This window comes from Caballeronia udeis (assembly GCF_044909315.1).
Taxonomy (GTDB): Bacteria; Pseudomonadota; Gammaproteobacteria; order Burkholderiales; family Burkholderiaceae; genus Caballeronia; species Caballeronia udeis_A.
On sequence record NZ_JBIYEB010000025.1, the window covers coordinates 24,514 to 50,232 of the forward strand.

The following is a 25,719-nucleotide window of genomic DNA, read 5'->3' on the forward strand; positions in this document are numbered from 1 at the left end:
GATATGGGATGCTTGCCGGAAATATCGTTTCACCCCTACAGTTCTACGTTGTTGCACTCCCTCTCGGCGCGATCGGAACCCTCATATGCCCACAGCCTACAAACGCGTACTCCTCAAACTCTCCGGCGAAGCACTAATGGGCGACGATGCCTTTGGCATCAATCGCGCGACAATCGAAAGGATGGTGGCAGACGTTGCGGAAGTGGTGCGCATGGGCACGCAACTCGCGGTCGTCATTGGCGGCGGTAACATCTTTCGCGGCGTGGCGGGCGGTGCGGCCGGCATGGACCGTGCAACGGCCGACTACATGGGTATGCTCGCGACCATGATGAACGCGCTCGCCTTGCAGGACGCCATGCGTCACGCTGGGATCGAGGCGCGCGTGCAGTCCGCGCTGCGCATGGACCAGGTAGTCGAGCCGTACATCCGTCCGCGCGCCATTCGCCAGTTGGAAGAAGGCAAAGTGGTCATTTTCGCGGCCGGTACCGGTAACCCGTTTTTCACCACCGACACCGCCGCTGCGCTGCGCGGCTCGGAAATCGGTGCGGAAGTCGTGCTGAAAGCGACCAAGGTGGACGGTGTATATTCCGCCGACCCCAAGAAGGACCCGAGCGCCACGCGCTACAGCACGATCAGCTTCGACGAGGCGATCGGCAAGAATCTGCAGGTGATGGACGCGACGGCATTTGCGCTATGCCGCGACCAGAAGCTGCCTATTCGCGTGTTTGCGATCAATAAGCCGGGTGCGCTCAAGCGCATCGTTCAGGGCGACGACGAAGGTACGCTCGTCCACGTGTAAACTCTCGCGGTGACAAAGGGCGAGGGCGGGAGCGGTCCCACGGGAACTGCACCGCCGCCGCCGGCACTGCACGTAACAAAAGTACGGAGGCTCAAATGAGTGTGGCTGACATTAAGAAGAGCGTCGATCAGAAGATGCAAAAGTCGATCGAAGCGTTCAAGAACGATCTGGCCAAGATCCGCACGGGCCGTGCCCATACGGGGTTGCTGGATCATATCCAGGTGGATTACTACGGCTCGAGCGTGCCCATTTCGCAAGTAGCGAACATGACGCTGATCGACGCCCGTACGATCGGCGTGCAGGCCTGGGAAAAGAAGATGGTACCGGTGGTGGAAAAGGCGATTCGCGATTCCGACCTGGGCCTGAACCCGTCAAACCAGGGTGACCAGATCCGCGTGCCAATGCCCGCATTGACCGAAGAGCGTCGTCGCGAACTGACGAAAGTGGTGAAAAGCGAAGGCGAAAACGCCAAGATCGCGATCCGCAACTTGCGTCGCGACGCCAACGAGCAACTCAAGAAGCTCGTGAAGGACAAGGAAATCTCCGAGGACGACGAACGCCGTGCGAGCGACGACGTCCAGAAACTCACCGATAAAAACGTCGCGGATATCGACAAGCTGGTTGTGTCGAAAGAAGCCGAAATCATGACGGTTTGAGACCGTTTCCGGTCTCTTGCGTCGTGCCGGCGCGTCACTCTGTCGATACTTAGATTCAGCGGCCATGACCTATACCAGCTCTACCGTTCGCGTACCCGATGTCGCGGCTGTCCCGCGCCATATCGCGATCATCATGGACGGCAACGGCCGTTGGGCGACGCAGCGGCGCCTGCCGCGCGTGGCCGGGCATACGCGCGGCGTTGACGCCGTGCGGGCGACGGTCGAAAGCTGCGCGCGCCAGGGCGTCGAATTCGTGACGCTGTTCGCTTTCAGTTCCGAAAACTGGCGTCGTCCGACCGACGAAGTTTCCTTCCTCATGCGCCTGTTCGTCACGGCGCTGGAACGGGAAGTCGGCAAGCTGCACGCCAATGGGATCCGTTTGCGCGTGGTCGGCGACGTTTCCATGTTCGACGACCGCATCCGCGCGCTGATTCAGCGCGCCGAAACCAAGACGGCGCGCAATACGCGCCTGACGCTGACCATTGCAGCGAATTACGGCGGCCGCTGGGATGTTATGCAGGCGGCGAAAAAGCTGGCGGAGCAGTCCGTTCAGGAAGGCCGCGTCGTGCCAGTCGACGAAGCGGCGTTCGAGCAGCACCTGGCAATGTCCTACGCGCCGGAGCCTGACCTGTTCATCCGGACGGGCGGAGAACAGCGCATCAGCAATTTCCTGCTGTGGCAAATGGCGTACACCGAACTCTATTTCACCGATACCTACTGGCCCGATTTCGATGCCGAAGCCCTGGCTCGCGCGATCGAATCGTATGGCGAACGTGAGCGCCGGTTCGGGCGGACCAGTGCGCAACTCGAGCCGCAATCGCAGAAGGCCGACACTCTTTCATGCTAAAGACCCGTGTCATCACGGCAATCGTCCTGCTGGCAGTGCTTCTGCCCATCACGTTATTCGCGCCAATAGGCGTCTTCGCGGCTTTGATCGCCGTTGTGGTCATCTTCGCTGCCTGGGAGTGGGGGCGGCTGCTCAAGCTGACCGGCGGGTCGCCGGTGGTGTACGCGGTGGTTGCCGGCATGGCGCTGATCGCCAGTACACGGCTCGGACTGGGTTATAAACCGCTGTACCAGATGGCGGCCATATTCTGGGTGCTGGCCGGTCCGTTTGCGCTCGCGCGCAAACCCGCTCTTGCCGGCGGCGCGTGGCGCGTGTTCCTGCTGTTTGCGGGAATTGTGACGTTCGTCGCCTGCTGGCACGCGCTCGTCGCGGCCCGTACGGTCGGGGTGGCGTTCGTGCTATCGCTTCTCCTAGTCGTATGGCTGGCGGACATTGGCGCATACTTCGCCGGAAAAGCGTTCGGCCGTCATAAACTGGCACCCTCCATCAGTCCGGGTAAAACCCGCGAAGGCGCGTTGGGCGGATGGCTGGCGGTGATGATCGTCGGTTCGACGGGTGCCGCCACGCTGGTTTTTGCGCCGACACTTTTTTCGGCGCTGGTGCAGCATCTCGGCTGGGCCGGAGCGCTGCTCTCGTTGACGGTGCTGACCGTATTCAGCGTGATTGGCGACCTGTTCGAATCCCTGCTGAAACGCCAGGCCGGCGTCAAGGATTCGAGCGGACTGCTGCCCGGGCACGGTGGCGTTCTCGACCGGATCGACGCATTGTTGCCTGTATTGCCGATCGCACTCCTGTTGCTCGGTCCTGTTGCCCAGTCAATTGGTTAATCGGCTAAAGAAGGATTTATGCAAAAACGTCTGACTTTGCTCGGCTCCACGGGCTCGATCGGCGAAAGCACGCTCGACGTCGTGGCGCGGCATCCGGACCGCTTCAAGGTCTACGCGCTGACCGCGCATCGCAACGGCGACAAGCTCGTCGACCAATGTGTGCGGTTCCAGCCTGAAGTGGCGGTGGTCGGCGACGCCGATACCGCCGCGAAGGTCGCTGCCGCGCTACGCGCTCAAGACTGCAAGACCGAGGTGAGCTACGGCCCGCAAGCGCTCGTGGACGTTTCGGAGAGCGCCGCCTGCGACACGGTGGTGGCCGCTATTGTCGGCGCGGCGGGCCTGGCCCCCACGCTGGCTGCCGCCCGCGCCGGCAAGCGCATCCTGCTGGCCAACAAGGAAGCGCTGGTCATGTCGGGCAAGATTTTCATTGACGCGGTGCATGACAACAACGCGGTGCTGCTGCCGGTCGACAGCGAGCACAACGCGGTGTTCCAGTGCATGCCGCGTGAAATAGCGCTGCACGGCGGGGTATCGAAGATCATTCTGACGGCATCCGGCGGTCCGTTCCGCACCCGCGAGCCGGCTACTCTCCGGCACGTCACGCCGGACGAAGCCTGCAAGCACCCGAACTGGGCGATGGGCCGCAAGATTTCCGTCGATTCCGCCACGATGATGAACAAGGGTCTCGAAGTGATCGAGGCGCACTGGCTCTTCAACGTGCCGGGGTCGCGCATTGAAGTGCTGATCCATCCGCAAAGCGTGATTCATTCGCTCGTTTCATACGCGGACGGTTCCGTGCTCGCGCAACTCGGCAACCCTGACATGCGTACCCCGATCGCCTATGCGTTGGCGTTCCCGGAGCGCGTGGATTCCGGAGTCGCGCAACTTGATCTCGCGCAAATTGCGTCGCTTACCTTCGAGAAGCCCGACCTGAACCGTTTTCCTTGCCTCGCGCTTGCATTGAAGGCGCTGGAAGCTGGCGGCACCGCGAGCGCGGCGCTCAACGCGGCCAATGAGGTCGCGGTGGAGGCGTTCCTTGCTCGCCGTATTGGCTTCATGGCGATCGGGGAAGTGGTCGAGCGTGTGCTGAATGCGTTGCCGAACGGCAGTGCATCCACACTCGATGAAGTGCTTGCCGCCGATGCCGAAGCGCGTCGCCTGGCAAGTGAGTTCACCGCTTTGCTGACAGCCGACGCGCCGCACGCCGAACGCGTCCTGCATTGAGGTCGCCATGAACTTCCTGACTGAAATCGTTGCATTTGTGGTGGCTATCGGCGTGCTGGTCGTCGTCCACGAGTTCGGCCATTACAGCGTCGCGCGGCTTTGCGGCGTGAAGGTCCTGCGATTTTCGGTCGGTTTCGGCAAGCCGCTCGTGAAGTGGGTTAGCAAGAGCACCGGTACCGAGTGGACAATCGCCGCGCTGCCGCTGGGCGGCTACGTGAAGATGCTCGACGAACGGGAAGCGGAAGCGACCATTCCCGAAGCCGATTTGCCCCGCGCATTCAACCGTCAGCCGGTGTTCAAGCGGATCGCGATTGTTGCCGCCGGTCCGGTGGCGAACTTCATTCTGGCCATCCTGCTGTTCGCCGCGGTGTTCGCGGGCGGTGTCTCGGAGCCCGCCGCCATTCTCGCGGCGCCCGCACCCGATACCGTTGCCGCCAAGGCGGGCTTCGAGGGCGGCGAGACAATTGTTTCAATGCGCGACGTGCAGGGCAGCGGCGACGCGAGCGGCGAGACACACAAGGTGCGCTCGTGGTCCGACTTGCGCTGGAAACTGCTCGACGCTTCGTTCGATCACCGCCGCGTGGTGCTGACGGCCAAGACCAACGAGGGCACGTTCGATTTCCCTTTGAGCGTGGGCAAGATCGACGACCAGGACGTCGACCAGGATTTCATGGATAAACTCGGCTTCGAGCCGGGCGGCGGCACGTTGGCGGTCGCGGGCGTGGAAGCGGGCAGCGCGGCGGCCAAAGCAGGCTTGCAGGCCGGCGACGTGCTGCGCGCGATCGACGGTAAAAAGATCGATAACGCGATGGGTTTTATCGACTACGTGCAGCATCGTCCGGGTACGCCGGTCTCGCTGACGGTCGAGCGCAACGGTGTGCAGCAAGCGGTCCGGATCGTGCCGGAACTCAAGGAGGACGCGGCTACCCATCGCGATGTCGGGCGGATCGGCGCGTCGCTCGCGACCCGGATTCCGTCGGTGGACGTGCGCTACGGCCCGGTCGAAAGCCTCCAGCTTGGCGTCAAACGGACCTGGGACATCAGCATTTATTCGCTGCGCATGTTCGGGCGGATGATCACGGGCGAAGCGTCGCTGAAAAATCTTTCGGGGCCAGTGACGATCGCCGACTACGCCGGCAAGAGCGCTCGGCTTGGATTGTCGGCGTTTCTTTCTTTCCTCGCGCTCGTGAGTATCAGCCTCGGCGTCTTGAACTTGTTACCGATTCCGGTTCTTGACGGTGGGCATCTGTTATATTATTTGGTTGAAGCTGCAACCGGCAAGGCCGTGTCAGATCGCTGGCAGCTGGTGTTGCAGCGGGCGGGTCTTGTTTGCATCGTCGCCTTGTCGATGATCGCGCTCTTCAACGACCTTGCCCGCCTGATCCGCTTTTGATCGGGCTTGCCGTCACCTTGATCCTTTTTCATCCTGTCTGGCGGCGCTTGAACGAACGCCGCCGGGCTTGATGCAGCTATACACACTGGGGAAGCACGTTGTTCAAACCTCATCGCTTTGTTCCTAAGTCGGCTGTGGCCGCAGCATTGGCCGCAACCGGAATGGCGGCGCACGCGACAACGCCGTTCGTCGTGCAGGACATCCGGATCGACGGCCTTCAGCGCATTGAACCCGGTTCGGTATTCGCCTACTTGCCTATCAAGCAGGGCGACACGTTCACCGACGACAAAGCCTCGGAAGCAATTCGCGCGCTTTATGCAACGGGCTTCTTCAACGACGTCCAGATCGCCACACAGGGCAACGTGGTGGTGGTGCAGGTGCAGGAACGTCCGGCCATTTCGCAAATCGACTTCGCCGGGATCCACGAGTTCGAAAAGGACAATCTGGCGAAGGCGTTGCGCGCGGTAGGCTTGTCGCAGGGCCGCTCGTACGACAAGGCGCTCGTCGACAAAGCCGAGCAGGAACTCAAGCGCCAGTACCTGACGCGCGGGTTCTATGCTGCCGAAGTCACGACTACCGTGACGCCGGTCGACCGCAACCGAGTGCAGATCCTGTTTTCGGTGGCTGAAGGTCCGAGCGCGAAAATCCGCCAGATCAACTTCATCGGTAACAAGGCGGTCAGCACGAGCACGCTGCGCGACGAGATGCAGTTGTCCACGCCGAACTGGTTCTCGTGGTACACGAAGAACGACCTGTACGCGAAGGACAAGCTCACCGGCGACCTCGAAAACGTACGCTCGTACTACCTGAACCGCGGTTATCTCGAGTTCAACATCGACTCGACGCAAGTGTCCATCTCGCCCGACAAGAAGGACATGTACCTGACGATCGCGCTCCACGAAGGCGAACCGTACAAGATCAGCGCGATCAAGCTTTCGGGCAATCTGCTCGACCGCCAGGCCGAGCTGACCAAGCTCATCAAGATCAAACCGGGTGACCGTTTCTCGGCCGAAAAGCTGCAGGCGACCACGAAGGCCATCGTCGACAAGCTCGGCGAATATGGTTATGCGTTCGCGCAGGTCAACGCGCAGCCGCAGATCAATCAGGCCGATCACACCGTTGACCTGACGCTGAACGTGGATCCGAGCCGCCGCGTGTATGTGCGGCGCGTGAACATTGTCGGCAATACCCGTACGCGTGACGAAGTGGTGCGCCGGGAAATGCGCCAGCTCGAAAGCTCGTGGTTCGATTCGAGCCGGCTGGCGTTGTCGAAGGATCGCGTGAACCGTCTCGGTTACTTTACCGACGTCGACGTGACCACCATTCCTGTGGAAGGCACGAACGACCAGGTGGACGTGGACGTGAAGGTCACGGAAAAGCCGACCGGCGCGATTACGCTCGGCGCGGGTTTTTCGTCAACGGACAAGGTGGTGTTGTCAGCAGGCGTGTCGCAGGACAACGTGTTCGGTTCGGGTACCAGCCTCTCGGTCAATATCAACACGGCCAAGACGTATCGGACGTTGACGGTGACGCAAGTTGATCCGTACTTCACCATCGACGGTATCAAGCGTATTACCGACCTGTACTACCGCACATATCAGCCGCTCTATTACTCCACGGATTCCAGCTTCAAGATCGTTACCGTCGGTGGTGACCTGAAGTTCGGCATTCCGTTCTCGGAGCAGGACACGGTGTATTTCGGCGCGGGTCTCGAGCAGAACACGCTCGACATCGATTCCGCCACGCCGCAAAGCTACAAGGACTACGTCAACGAATTCGGTCGCGTAGTGAACAACGTGCCGGTGACGGTCGGCTGGTCGCGTGATAATCGTGACAGCGCGCTGGTCCCTAGCCGCGGTTATTACACGCAGACGAACTTCGAATACGGTACGCCGGCGGGTAACACCACCTACATCAAGGCCGATGCGCAAGCGCAGTATTACTATTCGTTCGCGCGCGGCTTCGTGCTCGGCTTTAACTTGCAGGGCGGCTACGGTAAGGGCCTGCAGGGCCAGACGTACCCGATTTTCAAGAACTACTATGCCGGCGGTATCGGCTCGGTTCGTGGGTATGAACCGAGTTCGCTGGGTCCGCGTGACACGACCACGGGTGACCCGATCGGCGGCTCGCGTATGGCAGTGGGTAACATCGAGTTGACCTTCCCGTTGCCGGGTACCGGTTATGACCGCACGTTGCGCGTTTTCACCTTCCTCGACGGCGGTAACGTCTGGGGCGATCCGGGTCAGGGCGGTACGACCACCGGCGCGAACGGTCTGCGGTATGGTTACGGTTTCGGTCTGGCGTGGATCTCGCCAATCGGTCCGCTCAAGTTGAGCCTGGGTTTCCCGGTGACGAAGCATGCCGGCGACCAGTATCAGAAGTTCCAGTTCCAGATCGGTACGGCGTTCTAAACCGCGATCGGGACGGGTGGGTGCCCCGGTTTGCCGCTCCTGTGGCGGGTCCGGGCGGCCCTGCAGTGGCTTGAACTGGTGACCTGATGCGGCGACTTGCTTCAGCAACTTGATTGAGCAGGATAGGTCAGTGGTGTAAATAAGTAACGTGAGGAAGACTTTGCGAACCGGTAAGCTTTCGAAACATATAGCGTTGGCGCTTGTCATGTCTATGGCGTTCGGCCTGATGGGCGTGGCCAAGGCACAGGCACAGGAGACCCGGATTGCAGCCGTCAACTCCGATCGTATCTTGCGTGAGTCGGCAGCGGCCAAGGCGGCGCAGACCAAGCTCGAACAGGAATTTTCGAAGCGCGACAAGGCGTTGCAGGACATGGCAGCGCGTCTGAAGACCATGTCGGACGCAATGGACAAGAACGGCGCCACCATGGCGCCGGCCGACCGCGCCGCCAAGCAACGCGATCTGTCGCAACTCGACCAGGATTTCCAGAGGAAGCAGCGCGAGTTCCGCGAAGACCTGAACCAGCGCCGCAACGAAGAGCTTGCTGCGGTGCTGGATAAGGCCAACAAGGTCATCAAGCAGATTGCCGAGCAGCAGCATTACGACCTGATCGTGCAGGAGGCGGTCTACGTCAGTCCGCGTATCGATATTACCGATCAGGTGCTGAAGGCGCTGGCCGCGAACCAGGCGAGCCTGTCGACCAATCCAGCCAGTAGTTCGAACTGATCGGGAGCGGTAGCGGATGGCATCAGACAGCGCGATCACACTGGGTGAACTGACACGGCGCTTCGGCGGAGACATAGCAGGCGATGCAGCGCATCGCGTGAATGGCCTCGCGCCGCTCGACAAGGCCGGTCCTACGCAACTCGCGTTTCTCGCGAACCAGAAGTATCTGCCCCAAGTGGAAAGCACGCAGGCCGGCGCGGTGCTGATTTCTCCTGCGGACCTGGAAAAAGTGACGTCGCCGGAAGGGCGTAACTTTATCGTCACGGCGAATCCCTACGCTTATTTTGCGCGCGTTGCGCAAGTCTTCATTGACCTCGCGACACCGCCCGTTGAACCCGGTGTGCATCCCACGGCGTTTATTCATCCCGGCGCAAAGGTAGCCGCCAGCGCGGTGATCGGGCCGCACGTCAGCGTGGAAGCGGGCGCCGAGATTGGTGAGCGCGTGAAGCTGGATGCCGGTGTGACCATCGGCCGGGGCGTGAAGCTGGCTGATGACGTTCACCTGTACCCCCACGTCACCGTCTATCATGGCTGCAAGCTTGGCGCGCGCGTGATCGTGCATGCAGGTGCGGTGATTGGCGCGGACGGATTTGGATTTGCTGCGGATTTCGTAGGCGAAGGCGATGCGCGCACCGGCAACTGGGTCAAGATCCCGCAAGTCGGCACGGTGGTTGTCGCGCAGGACGTGGAGATTGGCGCGAACACCACGATCGACCGGGGCGCGATGGCCGACACGGTGATCGAGGAAGGCGTCAAGATCGATAATCTGGTCCAGATCGGGCATAACTGCCGGATCGGAGCCTATACGGTGATTGCAGGCTGCGCGGGCATTGCGGGCAGCACGAACATTGGACGGCATTGCATGATCGGCGGCGCGGTGGGCATTGCGGGCCACGTGACGCTGGCGGACTACGTCATTGTCACGGCGCAGTCCGGCGTGTCGAAGTCGCTGCTGAAACCGGGTATGTACACCAGCGCATTTCCCGCCGTGAATCACGCGGACTGGAACAAAAGCGCGGCCATTGTGCGGAATCTGGACAAGCTGCGCGAACGCATCAAGACGCTCGAAGCTGCCGTGTCCGCGGGCACCAAGCCGGATGACACGCCGGATACCATCCCGGACAGCACTTCAGGCAAGCATTAAGACGGTAAAAACCGGCATCCCACGCGAAATCGCTTGTTGGCTTATAGCTTCCTGGCGAGTGGTTTCGCAGTCAACACCCGCGCTGCGAAGCGCGCGAGCAGAACGACTATGAGCACCGAAAAAATCAATCTAGACATCCACAAGATTCTCACGTTGCTGCCGCATCGGTATCCGATCCTGCTCGTCGACCGTGTACTCGAACTCGTGCCGCATCAGAGCATCAAAGCGCTGAAGAACGTGTCGATCAACGAGCCGTATTTCCAGGGTCATTTCCCGACGCGGCCCGTGATGCCCGGCGTGCTGATTCTCGAAGCGCTTGCGCAGGCAGCCGCGCTGCTGACGTTTGCCGAGGAAAAGGAACCGCACGATCCGGAAACGACTCTGTATTACTTCGTCGGTATCGACAAGGCGCGCTTCAAGCGCGTAGTCGAACCCGGCGACCAATTGATCCTGAACGTGAACTTCGAGCGCTACATGCGCGGCATCTGGAAGTTCAGCGCGCGTGCCGAAGTGGACGGCGCGGTGGCAGCCGAAGCCGAATTGATGTGCACCGTGAAGAACACGGCCGCGGACCCCAAGTGACGCCAGCCGTGCCCCAAGAGAGGCGCGGCAGATCAGGGCAAGCAGGGCAAACTCAGCAACAGAACACCAAGCGAGGGCGCATGAGCAAGATTCACCCTACCGCGATCATTGAGCCGGGCGCGCAGCTCGACGAATCCGTCGAAGTCGGTCCGTACGCGATCATCGGCCAGCACGTGCAGATTGGCGCGCGCACGACTATCGGCTCGCACAGCGTAATCGAAGGCCATACGGTCCTCGGCAGCGACAACCGCATCGGCCACTACGCGTCGGTCGGCGGCCGGCCGCAGGACATGAAGTACAAGGACGAGCCTACCCGGCTCGTGATCGGCGATCGGAATACCATCCGCGAATTCACCACCATTCATACGGGGACGGTGCAGGATACGGGCGTGACGACCATCGGCGACGACAACTGGATCATGGCGTACGTGCACGTGGGCCATGACTGCCAGCTTGGCAACAACGTCATCATGTCGAGCAACGCGCAACTGGCGGGTCACGTGATCATTGGCGACTACGCCATTGTGGGCGGCATGTCGGGCGTGCATCAGTTCGTGCGGATTGGCGCGCACTCCATGCTGGGTGGCGCGTCCGCCCTCGTGCAGGACATCCCGCCGTTCGTGATCGCCGCCGGCAACAAGGCGGAGCCGCACGGTATCAACGTGGAAGGGCTGCGCCGGCGCGGTTTTTCGGCGGATGCCATTTCGGCGCTGCGCTCGGCGTATCGACTGTTGTACAAGAGCGGCGCAACGCTCGAAGAGGCGAAGGCGCAATTGCGCGAACTCGCTTCCGCAGGCGGCGACGGTGACGCGCCCGTGACGGCGCTGGCCGATTTTATCGACGCGTCGCAGCGCGGCATCATCCGTTGACCGAGCGCCCAATGACGCTGGCTCCCGCCCCGCTGCGAGTTGCGATGGTCGCGGGTGAGCCGTCGGGAGATCTGCTCGCCGCGTCACTGCTTGAGGGTCTGAACGAGCGCTTGCCGGCCGGCACGCAGTTCAATGGCATTGGCGGTCCACGCATGACGGCCGCCGGTTTCGATGCCCATTGGCCGATGGACAAACTCACCGTGCGGGGGTACGTCGAAGCGCTGAAGCATATCCCCGAGATCCTGGGCATCCGCAACGAGCTCAAGCGGCAATTGCTCGCGGAGCCGCCGTCGGTGTTTATCGGCGTGGATGCGCCCGATTTCAATTTTGGTCTCGAACACGCGTTGCGCGACGCGGGTATCCCGACGATGCATTTCGTGTGCCCGTCGATCTGGGCGTGGCGCGGCGGACGGATCAAGAAGATCGTCAAGGCCGTGGATCACATGCTGTGCGTGTTCCCGTTCGAACCGGCGCTGATGGAAAAGGCGGGTATTGCGTCCACATACGTGGGTCATCCGCTCGCCGATGAAATCCCGCTCGTGCCCGACGTTGAAGGTGCGCGCCGGGAGTTGGGGTTGCCGGAAGGCGGCCCGATCATTGCCGTGTTGCCGGGTAGCCGGCGCTCGGAGATCGCGTTGATCGGCCCGACGTTTTTCGACGCGATGGAGCTGATGCAGCTTCGCGAACCCGGCGTGCGTTTCGTGATGCCGGCAGCGACCGCCGCGTTGCGCGAGTTGTTGCAGCCGCTGGTTGCCGCACATCCTAATCTGTCCCTGACCATTACGGAAGGCAAGGCCCAGGTCGCGATGACCGCCGCCGACGCCATCCTGGTCAAGAGCGGCACGGTCACGCTGGAAGCGGCGTTGCTCAAAAAGCCGATGGTCATCTCGTACAAGGTGCCTTGGCTGACGGGGCAGATCATGCAGCGGCAGGGTTATCTGCCCTATGTCGGCTTGCCGAACATCCTGGCCGGGCGGTTTGTCGTGCCGGAAATTCTCCAGCATTTCGCTACGCCCGAAGCGCTCGCCGACGCCACGCTGAAACAGTTGAACGACGATGCGAACCGCGCGACACTGACAGAAATCTTCACGGAAATGCACCACGCGCTGCGTCAGAACACGGCTCAACGTGCTGCGGAGGCCGTGGCGCAGGTGCTGGAAACGAGGAGGCCGCGGTAATGGCGAAGATCGTCGTGAAAGGCGCGGTACGGCGCTCGGTGCAGCCCGGGTTCGACTTCGACGTCGATACGCCGTCCGACGTCATTTGCGGCGTGGACGAAGCCGGGCGTGGCCCGCTGGCCGGTCCTGTAGTCGCGGCTGCGGTGATCTTCGATCCATCGAAACCTAAAATTCGCGGACTCGACGACTCGAAGGTGTTGAGCGCCAGGAAGCGCGAAGAGCTGTACGAGAAGATCATCGACCGCGCGCTCGCCTATTGCGTGGCCTCGGCAACCGTCGACGAAATCGACACGATCAACATTCTCCACGCCTCCATGCTCGCCATGAAACGCGCGGTGGAAGGGCTGTCGGTCACGCCGACGGTGGCGAAGATTGACGGCAACCGGTGTCCCCAGTTGTCGATGCGTTCAGTGGCGGTTATTGGCGGCGATGCATTGATTGCGCAGATTTCGGCGGCTTCAATTCTCGCCAAGGTCACGCGCGATCGCATGCTGCTGCAATTGCACGAAGTGCACCCCGTTTATGGTTTCGATGCCCACGCCGGTTACGGCACGCCGCAGCACCTGAGGGCGTTGTTCGAACATGGGCCTTGCGAGCATCATCGGCGCTCGTTTGCGCCTGTTCGTGAAGCGCATGCGCGATTGGGCATGGCGTTGCCGGTTGTTGCTGCCGCGGCGCTGGAAGCGGCTGCCGCGCAACAGGGCATCGACGCCCCTCCGTTCTGAATTCCCCCACGTGAAAGCCATTACCTCGCGGGATAACCCGCTTTACAAGCGCCTGAAGGCGCTCGCCGGATCGACCGCGCAGCAGCGCCGCAGCGGTCACGCGTTGCTCGAAGGGCTGCATCTTGCGAGTGCTTATCTTGATGCGGCGGGGCAGCCTGAGACGTGCGTTGTGACCGAGGGTGCGCTTCAGCACGAGGAAGCGCGGCAAATTGTTGGGCGCATCGATCCTGCACATGTTTATACGTTGCCCGATGCTTTGTTCGGACAACTATCGAGTGTCGTGCATGGCGTGGGAATGGTGTTGCTGGTCGAGAAGGTTGCGACATTGCTGCCCGAGCGTATCAGCCAGACGTGTCTGATTCTTGATGGGATCCAGGATGCCGGCAATGTCGGATCCATTTTGCGAAGTGCCGCGGCGGCTGGAATTCAGCATGTATTTTGCGCGCCGGGGACGGTGTATGCGTGGTCATCAAAGGTGCTGCGCTCGGGTATGGGCGCGCATTTCCTGCTAGGCATTTTCGAGGACATCGAGGCGGCGGAATTGTTGTCGCGGCTTGATCCCGAGGTGCGAGTGACCATCACCGATTCGCACGGCGCGAAGGCGATCTACGATGCCGATTTGTCCGGGCCCGTGGCCTGGGTCATGGGCAATGAGGGCGCGGGCGTCTCGCCATTCTGGCGCGACAATGCAGCGCTTCGGGTGACGATTCCCCAGCCGGGCGGCATGGAGTCGCTGAATGTGGCGGCGGCTGCCGCGGTTTGTGTCTTTGAGCAGTGCAGGCAGCAACGCATACGGCAGCAGTAATTCGCGCATGCGAATTGGAGGGAAGGTTGTCCGCGGATAGCGCGGGGTGAACCAAAAGCGGGTTCAGTCACTGGTGGCGAAGCGTGTGGGTATCCGTGTTCGGAGAAGGAGGGTTTCACACATCGGTGGCTCTGGCGAGCACCGTGCTTTTGGGGCACCTATGAATGAAAACTGCACGCTGTGGACACTTAGGGTAGAGCGGTTAAAGCGTTTTCTTTGCTTCGTTTCTTTGTCGCTTTGGACAAGGAAATGACGCGCTGCCACGCGCAGTGGCTAATAGTGACAAAGAAAATAGCCAACACATAACCCGCGAAGACCTTAAAAGCAGCAACCCGGCATCAACCCGGACCGCCGCCCCAAGAACTCAAAACCAGTCCACCGGCGCGAGCAAACCTTAGTAATACGATGGCCGTTCCAGCCGGATCTCCTGCAGGATGGTGGTAGCGATTTCCTCGATCGACTTATGCGTCGACGATAACCACTTGACCCCCTCGCGCTTCATCATCGCTTCGGCTTCGTTGATTTCATAGCGGCAGTTCTCCAGCGCCGCGTACTTGCTTCCCGGTCGCCGCTCATTGCGAATCTCCGCCAGCCGCTGCGGGTCGATCGACAAGCCAAACATCTTTTCCCGGTACGGAAGCAGTGGCGTCGGCAGGCGCCCACGCTCAAAATCTTCCGGAATCAACGGGTAATTTGCTGCTTTGACCCCGTACTGCATCGCCAGGTAAAGCGATGTCGGCGTCTTGCCGCTGCGCGACACACCGACCAGGATGACATCGGCGTCGGACAGATTGCGATTCGACTGGCCGTCGTCGTGCGCCAGCGAAAAATTGATCGCCTCGATCCGGTTCTTGTATTCGTCCGTATCCGCGTTCTGGTGCACCCGGCCCATGGCGTGCGTCGACTTGATGTCGAGTTCCAGTTCCAACGGCTCGATGAACGTCTGGAACATGTTCAGCACCAGCGCATTCGATCGCTGCACGATTTCGTTGGACGCGCTGTCCACCAGCGTGGTGAACACGATCGGCCGGCGGCCATCGAGCGACACGGCTTCGTTGATTTTCGCGATGGTCGCATGCGCCTTCTCGGTCGAATCGACAAATGGCACGCGCACGAGCCGGAATTTCTGGTCGAACTGGGACAGGATCGAATGCGCGAATGTCTCGGCAGTGATCCCGGTGCCATCGGAAACGATGAATACGGTGGGCGGCATGGGTCGTGAAGTGCGTGAAATTACGTGAGTGACGTGAAACGAACTGCCCGTGATTATCGTCGTATCGTCGATTAACGCAACTCACGGGATGATCAACGGATCGACGCGAAAGGCCTTCACGCAAGCGGCCGGCAAAGGCGGTCTGCGAACGGCATTCGGGCGAATAACTTGAAACTAAGCAACCACTAAAACACCCGATGTGCGCCGCCACACCATGCACGTGTGAAGGGTCTCATTACGCAGCGGTTTTATGCCCCGCGATGAAACATTTTCAAGAGTTAGCACGGTAGAATAGCGGCAACCTGTTCGATAAGCAATTGCGGTCGTTTAGTCATCGATTCACAAAAATTAGCGTTTATTCGTGCGTTTTCGCTGAAGAACGTAGATTTTGTGGGTGGTTTCAGGCGGAATCGATGTGTTTCGGAGTCGTGTTTTTCAGTGTCGAAACGTGGTTTTGGAAGGGCTCACGTTCCGCAGATCTGATAGATGCACGACGCATCACGTTCCCGAGGGGCGCGTGGATCGAAACATGCGGCATGTGCTTATCAAACAGGTTATGCAGGTTGCGGTACGCGCCCTTTATAAGCGCCTCCGCTTCGAGCCCACTTGCATGATCGTGAATTCCATCCACCTTAGGGGCTTACATGACTAACGAAGCTAACGTTGCAAAGGACCAGGCGTATGTAGTTCCATTCGAGCAGTTGCGAATGACCGACGTCGACATTGTCGGCGGCAAGAACGCGTCACTCGGCGAGATGATCAGCCAGCTCGCCGAAGCCGGCGTGCAGGTGCCCACTGGTTTTGCGACCACGGCACAGGCATTTCGCGACTTCCTGCATCACAACAACCTGACCGAACGCATCGCCAAACGTCTCGAACTCTTTGACGTGGACGATGTGAAAGCCCTCGCCGAAGCCGGCAAGGAGATCCGTCAATGGATCGTCGACGCGCCGATGCAACCGCGCCTCGAAGAACTGATCCGCAAAGGCTTCGACACACTGCAAAACGGCTCGCCGGAAGAGCTTTCGTTCGCCGTGCGTTCTTCGGCGACCGCTGAAGACTTGCCGGACGCATCGTTTGCGGGTCAGCAGGAAAGCTACCTGAACGTGGTCGGCATTGACGAAGTGCTCGATCGCATGAAGCATGTGTTCGCTTCGCTTTACAACGACCGCGCTATTTCGTATCGCGTGCACAAGGGTTTTACGCACGCTGAAGTTGCGTTGTCGGCGGGCGTGCAGCGCATGGTCCGCTCGGACGTGGGCGCGGCAGGCGTGATGTTCACGCTCGATACCGAATCAGGCTTCAAGGACGCCGTGTTCATCACGTCGAGCTATGGCCTGGGCGAAACGGTCGTGCAGGGCGCCGTGAATCCGGACGAGTTCTACGTATTCAAGACCACGCTGGAACAAGGCAAGTACCCAATCATTCGCCGCTCGATCGGCTCGAAGCTCATCAAGATGGAATTCACGAGCGCTGGCGAAGCCGGCCGCGTGAAGACCGTCGACGTGGCGCACGAGCAGCGTAACCGCTTCTCCATCACTGACGAAGACGTGATCCAGCTCGCGAAATATGCGGTGATCATCGAAAAGCATTACCAGCGTCCGATGGATATCGAGTGGGGCAAGGACGGCCGCGACGGCAAGATCTTCATTCTCCAGGCACGTCCTGAAACGGTGAAGAGCCAGGCCGCGGGCAAGGCCGAAATGCGCTTCAAATTGAAGGGCCAGTCGAACGTTCTCGCAACCGGTCGTGCTATCGGCCAGAAGATTGGTGCAGGTCCGGTGCGCGTGATCCACGATCCGTCGGAGATGGATCGCGTTCAGCCGGGCGACGTGCTGGTGGCCGACATGACCGACCCGAACTGGGAGCCGGTGATGAAGCGGGCATCGGCGATCGTGACGAATCGCGGCGGACGGACCTGCCACGCGGCCATCATCGCGCGCGAACTGGGCGTGCCGGCAGTGGTGGGCTGCGGCGACGCGACCGACGTGCTGAAGGAAGGCCAGTTGGTGACAGTGTCGTGCGCTGAGGGCGACGAAGGAAAGATCTACGACGGCCTGCTCGAAACCGAAGTGACTGAAGTCGAGCGCGGCGAACTGCCCGAGATTCCGGTCAAGATCATGATGAACGTCGGCAATCCGCAGCTCGCGTTCGACTTCTCGCATCTGCCGAATGCAGGCGTGGGTCTGGCGCGGCTCGAGTTCATCATCAACAACAACATCGGCGTGCATCCGAGGGCGATTCTCGAGTATCCGAACATTGATGCCGACCTGAAGAAGGCCGTGGAAAGCGTGGCGCGTGGCCATGCATCGCCGCGTGCGTTCTACGTCGACAAGCTGACGGAAGGCATCGCCACGATCGCGGCGGCGTTCTATCCGAAGCCGGTGATCGTGCGCTTGTCCGACTTCAAGTCGAACGAGTACAAGAAGCTGATCGGCGGTTCGCGTTATGAGCCAGACGAAGAAAACCCGATGCTCGGTTTCCGTGGCGCATCGCGTTACATCTCGGAGGACTTCGCCGAAGCCTTCCAGATGGAATGCGTCGCGTTGAAGAAGGTGCGCGAAGAGATGGGCCTCGACAACGTCGAGATCATGGTGCCGTTCGTGCGTACGTTGGCGCAGGCCGAGAAGGTTGTTGGCCTGCTCGGGAAGTTCGGCCTGAAACGCGGCGTGAACGGCCTGCGGTTGATCATGATGTGCGAGATTCCGTCGAACGCGATTCTTGCCGAAGAGTTCCTGCAGTTCTTCGACGGCTTCTCGATCGGATCGAACGACCTGACGCAGCTCACGCTGGGTCTGGACCGCGATTCGGGCATGGAATTGCTCGCAGTCGACTTTGACGAACGCGACCCGGCCGTGCAGTTCATGCTGAAGCGCGCGATCGAAACCTGTCTGCGGCTGGGCAAGTACGTGGGTATTTGCGGTCAGGGTCCGTCGGACCATCCGGACCTCGCCGAATGGCTTGCGAAGGAAGGCATTGAGTCGATGTCGCTGAATCCGGACACGATCATCGACACATGGAAGACGCTGGCAAAGGCCCTGAATAAGTAAGCGCGATAAGTAAAACATGTGGCTGTATCGAAAGAGTATCAACCTTTCAAAACAGTAAGCGTGCTATAACACCCCGGACGTTCCGGGGTGTTTTTGTTTGGAGGAAACGCATGGCTGCTAACGGACTTTTCTGGTGGATCGGCGCCGGGGCGCTCGTGTTGCTCGAGCTGATGTCCGGTACTTTTTATCTGTTGATGGTCGCGCTTGGTTTTATCGCGGGCGGGATCGCGCATTTGCTGGGAGCGGGACTGGAGATCGAACTGCTCGTGGCTGCATTGGTGGCGATGATCGCCGTCGCTGTGTTGCGGCGCTCGAAGCTGGGACACGTGACGAGGCGCGATGCGTCGCATGATCCGGGTGTGAACCTGGATATTGGCGAAACGCTGAAGGTGGACGAGTGGCACGAGGGCCGCGCGCGGGCGCTCTATCGCGGGGCGGAATGGGACATCGAGCTGGCGCCGGGGGAGACCGAAGGCGCGCGGCTCTACAGGATCACGGCGTTTTCCGGCAACACGCTCGTGGTGGCGGCAACACGCTGAGACGTTTGACCAGAGCTTAAGCTTTCCTAAGCAGATCGATAAGCAACACGCGCATAACAAGGAGTAGAGATGGACGTGACTATCATCGGGGCAATTTTGTTGATTATCGTCATCGCGATTGCGGCGCAGACGATCAAGATCGTGCCGCAGCAACACGCATGGGTGCTGGAGCGGCTCGGGCGCTATCACGCGACCTTGACGCCAGGGTTGACCATCGTGGTGCCGTTTGTCGATCGCGTGGCCTACAAGCACGTGCTGAAGGAGATTCCGCTGGAAGTGCCGAGCCAGGTCTGTATCACGCGCGACAACACGCAGTTGCAGGTGGACGGTGTGCTGTACTTCCAGGTGACCGACGCCATGAAGGCGTCGTACGGATCGAGCAACTTCATCTACGCGATCACGCAGTTGTCGCAGACCACGTTGCGTTCGGTCATCGGCAAGCTCGAGCTCGACAAGACCTTCGAAGAACGCGACTACATCAATCATAGTATTGTCACGTCGCTCGACCAGGCCGCGGCGAACTGGGGCGTGAAGGTGCTGCGTTATGAAATCAAGGATTTGACGCCGCCGAAGGAAATCCTGCACGCGATGCAGGCGCAAATTACGGCCGAGCGTGAGAAGCGGGCCGTGATTGCTGCGTCCGAAGGTCGCAAGCAGGAGCAGATCAATATTGCCTGGGGCGCGCGTGAGGCGGCCATCCATAAGTCTGAAGGTGAGCGTCAGGCGCAGATCAACCAGGCCGAAGGCGAGGCGTCGGCCATTCTCGCGGTGGCCGTGGCGAATGCTCAGGCAATTGAGAAGATCGGTGCGGCTATCCAGACCGCCGGTGGCATGGAAGCGGTGAACCTGAAGGTGGCCGAGCAATACGTCACGGCGTTCGGGAACATCGCGAAGCAGGGCAATACGCTGATCGTGCCGGGAAATTTGTCGGAGATGAGTTCGATGATCGCGTCGGCGCTGAGCATCATCAAGGGCGATGGAACAGCGGGTGGCGTGATCCGCAAGAGCTGAAGCGTTACCTGGAACCAGCCGGCTGCATCAAAAAAGGGCGTCGACTATATGGTCGGCGCCCTTTTTGCGTTGAATATGCTCATTGTCATGCTGGTGGTGCTCAATGCTTGGCACCGCGCATGATTTGGGCCTTTTCGCGTTCCCAATCGCGCTTTTTCTCGGTTTCGCGTTTGTCGTGGAGCTTCTTGCCCTTCGCGAGGCCGATCTCGCATTTCACGCGACCGCCTTTGTAGTGGAAGTTCAGCGGGACGAGCGTGTGGCCTTTTTGCTCGACCTTACCGATGAGCTTCGAAATCTCTTCGCTGTGGAGCAGCAGTTTGCGCGTGCGGACCGGGTCCGGATGGATGTGGGTCGATGCTTCAGGCAACGGGCTGATGTGTGCGCCGATCAGGAACAGTTCGCCGTCACGAATGATGACGTAGCCTTCCTTGATCTGGCCGCGGCCGGCCCGGAGCGCCTTGACTTCCCACCCTTCCAGCACGAGCCCCGCCTCGTAGCGATCTTCGATGAAATAATCGAAGAAGGCTTTTCTGTTGTCGATGATGCTCATGAATGAAAAGTGCCTAACTCGTTTAAAATCCTGATTTTAGCAGCGTGGGCGAGGTAAAGCCCGCAAAGCTTCCCACTCTTGCCACGCGTTGCGTCCTTTATGGCAGATGTCCAGAAAACTGTATTGATACGTCATTCTGCAGAGCAGATGTTCGACCTCGTCACCGATGTCGCCGATTACCCGAATTTCTTGCCATGGTGTGGAGGCGTGGAAGTAGGTCACCACGACGAACACAGCATGGAAGCGAAGATCCACATCAATTTCAAGGGCATCAAGCAGCATTTCGCCACTCGCAACGTGCATACACGGCCGACCACCATCGATATGGAGTTCATGGACGGTCCTTTCAAGAAATTCACCGGATATTGGCGGTTCACGCCGTTGCGGGCGGACGCCTGCAAGATAGAGTTCGCGTTGCACTACGAGTTTTCGAACATCATTCTCGAGAAGATCATCGGGCCGGTTTTCAGTCACATTGCGCACACGTTCGTGGATTCGTTCGTGAAGCGCGCCGATCAGCGGTATGGAAAGTGATGACTTTGTCCGTCGAGGTTTGTTATGCGTTGCCGGAGGGGCAGAGCGAGGTGCGTGCGCTTTCCCTCGGCGAAGGGGTGACCCTGCGGGAAGCCATTGAGGCAAGTGGATTGCTCGCACAGTTTCCCGAGATCGATCTGAACGTGCAGAAAGTGGGCGTTTTCGGAAAAATCCAGGCGCTGGATGGCGTGCTCGCCGATCACGACCGGGTGGAGATTTATCGGCCGCTGAAGGTCGATCCGAAAGTGGCGCGGCAAAGGCGGGTCGAGAAGACACGGCGCGGCGGGTCCATTGAAGGGCGGCGGTGGACGCGTAAGGAAGCGCGGTAGGGGCAATCCGCTTTTCGGCCGGCATCCGCAAAACCGAACTTGTATCGAACATAAATCGAGCGAAAAACCGAAACGGCGGTGTAAATCGCTTGCCCGGCCAGGGTCCGTAAATTGCGGCGGAAAACGAGAAACGTCGCCTAACCTGCTGTTCGGGCAGTGAAAATCCGGGGAACTATCGGTATAATTCGGTTTTGCGCCCATAGGATTTGCCATGCGTCTGATCCAGAAAGCACTCACGTTCGATGACGTGCTCCTCGTGCCCGCGTTTTCCAATGTTCTCCCGCGTGACACCAGCCTGAAAACCCAGGTTACCCGCAAGATCTCCCTGAATATGCCTCTGCTGTCCGCGGCCATGGACACGGTGACCGAAGGCCGCCTCGCAATCGCGATGGCCCAGCTCGGCGGCGTCGGCATCATTCACAAGAACCTTACCGCTGCCGAACAGGCCCGCGAAGTCGCGAAAGTAAAGCGCTTCGAATCCGGCGTGGTGCGCGATCCGATCACCGTTCCGCCGCAAATGAAAGTGCGCGACGTGATCGCTCTCACGCAACAGCACGGTATTTCCGGTTTCCCGGTGGTGGAAGGGCAGCAACTGATCGGTATTGTGACGAACCGGGACCTGCGCTTCGAAGAACGTCTCGACGACGAAGTGCGCAAGATCATGACGCCGCGTGAACGTCTCGTGACCGTCAAGGAAGGCACGCCGCTCGCTGACGCCAAGGCGCTGATGCACAGCCATCGGCTGGAGCGTGTGCTGGTCGTCAACGACTCGTTCGAATTGCGCGGCCTCATGACCGTCAAGGACATCACCAAGCAAACCGAACACCCGGATGCCTGCAAGGACGAACACGGAAAACTGCGCGCTGGCGCGGCAGTGGGCGTGGGCCCGGAGAATGAAGAGCGCGTTGAGCTGCTGTCGGCCGCGGGCGTGGACATCATTGTCGTGGATACGGCGCACGGCCACAGCCAGGGCGTGCTCGAACGCGTGCGCTGGGTGAAGCAGAACTATCCGCACATTGAAGTGATCGGCGGGAATATCGCCACGGCGGCAGCCGCGAAGGCGCTCGTGGAGTACGGTGCGGACGGAGTGAAGGTCGGTATCGGCCCGGGTTCCATTTGCACGACGCGGATCGTGGCGGGTGTCGGCGTACCGCAAATCACGGCGGTGGCGAACGTGTCGGACGCATTGCGGGGCTCGGGCGTGCCGGTGATCTCCGACGGCGGCGTGCGTTTTTCCGGCGACGTCAGCAAGGCGCTTGCAGCCGGCGCGGACGCCGTGATGATGGGCAGCATGCTGGCCGGCACGGAAGAATCACCCGGCGACGTTTTCCTGTTCCAGGGCCGCCAGTTCAAGGCGTATCGCGGCATGGGTTCGGTCGGCGCGATGAAGGACGGTGCGGCGGACCGCTATTTCCAGGACAACTCGGTGAATATCGACAAGCTCGTGCCCGAAGGCATTGAAGGGCAGGTCGCGTATAAGGGCTCTGTCAACGCCATCCTGTTCCAGGTGGTCGGCGGCGTGCGGGCGAGCATGGGATATTGCGGCTGCCGCAATATCGGCGAAATGCACGACAAGGCCGAGTTCGTCCAGATCACGGGCGCTGGTATGCGCGAGTCGCACGTGCACGACGTGCAGATCACGAAGGAAGCGCCCAACTACCACGTGGACTGACCATGAAACCGCTGCTGCGCGCCGTTCTTGTCATCAATGCACTGATCTTCCTGGCGTTTGGCGTGTTGTTCCTGCTTACGCCATGGACAGCTTTGTGGGCGTCGATGCATCTCGTAACCGTGCAGCCGCCGTTTGTCGGACAGTTGTTCGGGGTTGCGCTGATCGGCCTTGCGTGGCTTGCGGTTCATGCCGCTGTCGATGGTGCGCTGACTGCGACAGTCGCCAAGGTTTCCGGGAACATGGAGTGGTTGTCGGGCCTGGTGATGATGGTCTGGCTACTCGGACTGCGTACGCCCGAGTTGACGGGGTTTGGTCAGGTGATCGCGGCGTTGGTGGGCGTGGGCATGCTGGTGCTGGGGCTTGGCAGCGTGAGGCTATCAGGTGCGGTGCGGCGGCGTGAGCGCGCCGCGCTGGCGGGGGCTGCTGCGGCTGAGCGCGCCGAAAAGCGCGCGGCGAAGACGCAGGCGGAAGAGCGTGTGGAGCGCGTGACTCCGCCGCCGAGGCCCTTGTCGTCCGATCCCGTCGCACCAGCGAATCCTCGCTGGGATAGTGAGTTGGCCGAGCCGGTCGTGGGCGAGGCCATACCACGTCCCGCTGCGCCATCGGCTACGGCGTTTGATCCTGCTACCGGACATGCTATCGATCCGGCGACAGGCCGCACGCTTGATCCCGCCACTGGCCGCGCGTTCGATCCCGTCAGCGGTCACAAGATCGATCCTGAAACCGGTCGTCCGATTGACCCGGTCACCGGCCGTACGGTGGATCCGGTTACCGGCCAGTTTATCGATCCGATTCGCCGCGATCCGCGCTGAGGGTGGTACGCGCAGGTCCCGAAGGCTGCGTCGGGTCGATCTAACACTGATCGGGGAACGGAGCGCCGCGTTTCGTTGTATCGATGAATCTGTCTTGCTGCGGTCGGCATCAAGCGCCGGCCGTTGAACTTTCTGCGTGACGTGATGCGCGGGACATTGCTCCTGCTGCTTGCGTTTTCGTTTTTTGCGTTTTTGCCAACTATTTCTGTTCACTCGCCCTCCGGCCGCTGCCATGCACGACAAGATCCTGATTCTCGATTTCGGCTCCCAAGTCACCCAGTTGATCGCACGACGCATCCGCGAATCACATGTGTATTCGGAGATCCATCCGTACGACGTCGATGAGGCGTTCATCCGTGAGTTCGCACCGAAGGGCATCATTTTGTCGGGCGGTCCGAACTCGGTCACCGAACTCGGTTCGCCGCGGGCGCCGCACGTTGTCTTCGATCTCGGCGTGCCGGTGCTCGGCATTTGCTACGGCATGCAGACGATGGCCGAACAGCTCGGCGGCAAGGTTGAACTCGGCAATGTTCGCGAATTCGGTTATGCCGAAGTGCGGGCGCATAACCACACGAGCTTCCTGAACGGCATTGAAGACTTCCAGACGGCTGAAGGTCACGGCATGCTGAAAGTGTGGATGAGCCACGGTGACAAGGTGTCGGACATGCCGGTCGGATTCAAGCTGATGGCATCTACACCGGCTTGCCCGATCGCCGCCATGGCCGACGACGAACGCCATTTCTACGGTCTCCAGTGGCATCCGGAAGTCACGCACACAGTGCAGGGGCGCGCGATGCTCGACCGCTTCGTGCTCGAGTTGTGCGGTGCGCGGCCGGACTGGGAGATGGGACACTACATTGATGAAGCCGTGGAGAAGATCCGCGCGCAAGTTGGCGATGAACATGTGATCCTGGGCTTGTCGGGCGGCGTGGATTCGTCGGTGGCGGCAGCGCTTTTGCATCGTGCGATTGGCGCGCAATTGACGTGCGTATTTGTTGATCACGGGTTGCTGCGGTTGAACGAAGCCGAGCAGGTCATGACCACGTTCGCCGATCACCTTGGTGTGAAGGTGATTCATGTTGATGCGAGCGAAGTGTTTTTGTCGAAGCTTGCCGGGGTGACCGATCCTGAGGCGAAGCGCAAGATCATTGGCGCTGAGTTCGTTGAAGTGTTCCAGACGGAAGCCAACAAGCTGAAGGACGCGCAGTGGCTCGCGCAAGGGACGATTTACCCGGATGTGATCGAGTCGGCAGGCAAGGGCAAGAAGGGCCACACGATCAAGAGCCATCACAACGTAGGTGGTTTGCCTGAGACGCTGAACCTCAAGTTGCTTGAGCCGTTGCGCGAATTGTTCAAGGACGAAGTGCGGGAGTTGGGTGTGAAGCTGGGGCTGCCGCCGGCGATGGTTTATCGGCATCCGTTCCCGGGACCGGGTTTGGGTGTGCGGATTTTGGGCGAGGTGAAGAAGGAGTTCGCCGAACTGCTGCGCCACGCGGATGCGATTTTTATCGAAACGTTGAGGAATACGGTCGATAAGGAGTCCGGGAAGTCTTGGTATGAGCTGACCAGTCAGGCTTTTGCGGTGTTCCTGCCGGTGAAAAGCGTCGGCGTGATGGGCGATGGGCGGACTTATGAGTATGTGGTTGCTCTCCGGGCCGTGCAGACGCTGGACTTCATGACCGCGCAATGGGCACATCTGCCGCATGAGCTGTTAGGACATGTTTCGAACCGGATCATTAATGAAGTTCGCGGGATTAATCGCGTTGTTTATGATATTTCGGGGAAACCGCCGGCTACGATCGAGTGGGAGTGAACTATCATCATT

The 25,719-nt window shown here is 60.3% G+C and carries 24 protein-coding genes; 22 read left to right on the plus strand and 2 right to left on the minus strand.

Going from position 1 to position 25,719, the window contains the following annotated elements:
* Window positions 1–85: 85 nt before the first annotated feature.
* From pyrH to ABH944_RS31770, 14 genes are all read left to right on the plus strand, one after another.
* Window positions 86–799 carry a UMP kinase gene (gene pyrH, locus ABH944_RS31705; protein WP_047896685.1) on the plus strand — a complete coding sequence of 238 codons (714 nt, stop codon included), beginning with the start codon at window positions 86–88 and terminating at the stop codon, window positions 797–799.
* A 95-nt stretch (window positions 800–894) separates the two neighbouring features.
* Window positions 895–1,455: a ribosome recycling factor gene (gene frr, locus ABH944_RS31710; RefSeq protein ID WP_062090810.1), complete on the plus strand. Its 561-nt coding sequence runs from the start codon at window positions 895–897 to the stop codon at window positions 1,453–1,455.
* A 64-nt stretch (window positions 1,456–1,519) separates the two neighbouring features.
* A complete protein-coding gene (gene uppS, locus ABH944_RS31715; protein WP_120310084.1) occupies window positions 1,520–2,302 on the plus strand; it encodes a polyprenyl diphosphate synthase in 783 nt (260 codons plus the stop codon).
* Window positions 2,296–3,129, plus strand: coding sequence for a phosphatidate cytidylyltransferase (locus ABH944_RS31720; RefSeq protein WP_404611316.1), 834 nt, complete (start codon window positions 2,296–2,298; stop codon window positions 3,127–3,129). The genes uppS and ABH944_RS31720 overlap by 7 nt, the downstream gene beginning before the upstream one ends.
* Window positions 3,130–3,147: 18 nt before the next feature.
* The gene (locus ABH944_RS31725; protein ID WP_404611315.1) at window positions 3,148–4,353 is read left to right on the plus strand and encodes a 1-deoxy-D-xylulose-5-phosphate reductoisomerase; all 1,206 of its coding nucleotides are present in this window, start codon (window positions 3,148–3,150) and stop codon (window positions 4,351–4,353) included.
* Window positions 4,354–4,360: 7 nt separating this feature from the next.
* Window positions 4,361–5,746 (plus strand): RIP metalloprotease RseP, encoded by a 1,386-nt coding sequence (rseP, locus tag ABH944_RS31730; RefSeq protein WP_404611314.1) that lies wholly within the window; start codon window positions 4,361–4,363, stop codon window positions 5,744–5,746.
* 98 nt (window positions 5,747–5,844) lie between these two features.
* On the plus strand, window positions 5,845–8,157 hold the full coding sequence (bamA, locus tag ABH944_RS31735; protein WP_404611313.1) for an outer membrane protein assembly factor BamA: 2,313 nt from the start codon (window positions 5,845–5,847) through the stop codon (window positions 8,155–8,157).
* A gap of 205 nt (window positions 8,158–8,362) precedes the next feature.
* Entirely contained in the window at window positions 8,363–8,881 is a 519-nt protein-coding gene (locus ABH944_RS31740) for an OmpH/Skp family outer membrane protein (protein ID WP_404611312.1), read from the plus strand.
* 16 nt (window positions 8,882–8,897) lie between these two features.
* Complete coding sequence (lpxD, locus tag ABH944_RS31745; RefSeq protein WP_404611311.1) at window positions 8,898–10,025, plus strand: UDP-3-O-(3-hydroxymyristoyl)glucosamine N-acyltransferase; 1,128 nt, start codon at window positions 8,898–8,900, stop codon at window positions 10,023–10,025.
* Window positions 10,026–10,133: 108 nt separating this feature from the next.
* The gene (gene fabZ, locus ABH944_RS31750; RefSeq protein WP_097262204.1) at window positions 10,134–10,607 is read left to right on the plus strand and encodes a 3-hydroxyacyl-ACP dehydratase FabZ; all 474 of its coding nucleotides are present in this window, start codon (window positions 10,134–10,136) and stop codon (window positions 10,605–10,607) included.
* An 80-nt stretch (window positions 10,608–10,687) separates the two neighbouring features.
* On the plus strand, window positions 10,688–11,476 hold the full coding sequence (gene lpxA / locus ABH944_RS31755) for an acyl-ACP--UDP-N-acetylglucosamine O-acyltransferase (protein ID WP_062086838.1): 789 nt from the start codon (window positions 10,688–10,690) through the stop codon (window positions 11,474–11,476).
* 11 nt (window positions 11,477–11,487) lie between these two features.
* Window positions 11,488–12,654: a lipid-A-disaccharide synthase gene (gene lpxB / locus ABH944_RS31760; protein WP_404611310.1), complete on the plus strand. Its 1,167-nt coding sequence runs from the start codon at window positions 11,488–11,490 to the stop codon at window positions 12,652–12,654.
* Window positions 12,654–13,379: a ribonuclease HII gene (rnhB, locus tag ABH944_RS31765; RefSeq protein ID WP_404611309.1), complete on the plus strand. Its 726-nt coding sequence runs from the start codon at window positions 12,654–12,656 to the stop codon at window positions 13,377–13,379. Before lpxB ends, rnhB begins: the two co-directional genes overlap by 1 nt.
* A gap of 10 nt (window positions 13,380–13,389) precedes the next feature.
* Entirely contained in the window at window positions 13,390–14,184 is a 795-nt protein-coding gene (locus tag ABH944_RS31770) for a TrmH family RNA methyltransferase (RefSeq protein ID WP_404611308.1), read from the plus strand.
* A 394-nt stretch (window positions 14,185–14,578) separates the two neighbouring features.
* Here ABH944_RS31770 and ppsR read toward each other — a convergent pair whose 3' ends face one another.
* A complete protein-coding gene (gene ppsR / locus ABH944_RS31775; protein WP_062086846.1) occupies window positions 14,579–15,397 on the minus strand; it encodes a posphoenolpyruvate synthetase regulatory kinase/phosphorylase PpsR in 819 nt (272 codons plus the stop codon).
* A gap of 644 nt (window positions 15,398–16,041) precedes the next feature.
* Between ppsR and ppsA the strand changes: the two genes are divergently transcribed.
* From ppsA to ABH944_RS31790, 3 genes are all read left to right on the plus strand, one after another.
* Window positions 16,042–18,447 carry a phosphoenolpyruvate synthase gene (gene ppsA, locus ABH944_RS31780; protein WP_404611307.1) on the plus strand — a complete coding sequence of 802 codons (2,406 nt, stop codon included), beginning with the start codon at window positions 16,042–16,044 and terminating at the stop codon, window positions 18,445–18,447.
* A 110-nt stretch (window positions 18,448–18,557) separates the two neighbouring features.
* Window positions 18,558–18,986: an NfeD family protein gene (locus ABH944_RS31785; protein WP_404611306.1), complete on the plus strand. Its 429-nt coding sequence runs from the start codon at window positions 18,558–18,560 to the stop codon at window positions 18,984–18,986.
* Window positions 18,987–19,055: 69 nt separating this feature from the next.
* Window positions 19,056–19,997: an SPFH domain-containing protein gene (locus tag ABH944_RS31790; protein ID WP_165089046.1), complete on the plus strand. Its 942-nt coding sequence runs from the start codon at window positions 19,056–19,058 to the stop codon at window positions 19,995–19,997.
* 100 nt (window positions 19,998–20,097) lie between these two features.
* Here ABH944_RS31790 and smpB read toward each other — a convergent pair whose 3' ends face one another.
* On the minus strand, window positions 20,098–20,547 hold the full coding sequence (gene smpB / locus ABH944_RS31795; protein ID WP_047896703.1) for an SsrA-binding protein SmpB: 450 nt from the start codon (window positions 20,545–20,547) through the stop codon (window positions 20,098–20,100).
* 99 nt (window positions 20,548–20,646) lie between these two features.
* Here smpB and ABH944_RS31800 point away from each other — a divergent pair, with 99 nt between their 5' ends.
* The 5 genes from ABH944_RS31800 (at window position 20,647) to guaA (ending at window position 25,707) form a co-directional block, all read left to right on the plus strand.
* Window positions 20,647–21,081 (plus strand): type II toxin-antitoxin system RatA family toxin, encoded by a 435-nt coding sequence (locus tag ABH944_RS31800; protein WP_062086854.1) that lies wholly within the window; start codon window positions 20,647–20,649, stop codon window positions 21,079–21,081.
* A complete protein-coding gene (locus ABH944_RS31805; RefSeq protein ID WP_404611305.1) occupies window positions 21,081–21,410 on the plus strand; it encodes an RnfH family protein in 330 nt (109 codons plus the stop codon). The genes ABH944_RS31800 and ABH944_RS31805 overlap by 1 nt, the downstream gene beginning before the upstream one ends.
* 211 nt (window positions 21,411–21,621) lie before the next feature.
* Window positions 21,622–23,082 carry an IMP dehydrogenase gene (gene guaB, locus ABH944_RS31810; RefSeq protein ID WP_404611304.1) on the plus strand — a complete coding sequence of 487 codons (1,461 nt, stop codon included), beginning with the start codon at window positions 21,622–21,624 and terminating at the stop codon, window positions 23,080–23,082.
* Between the two features lie 2 nt (window positions 23,083–23,084).
* Entirely contained in the window at window positions 23,085–23,894 is an 810-nt protein-coding gene (locus ABH944_RS31815) for a hypothetical protein (protein ID WP_404611303.1), read from the plus strand.
* 232 nt (window positions 23,895–24,126) lie between these two features.
* Window positions 24,127–25,707, plus strand: coding sequence for a glutamine-hydrolyzing GMP synthase (guaA, locus tag ABH944_RS31820; RefSeq protein WP_404611302.1), 1,581 nt, complete (start codon window positions 24,127–24,129; stop codon window positions 25,705–25,707).
* Window positions 25,708–25,719 lie beyond the last annotated feature (12 nt).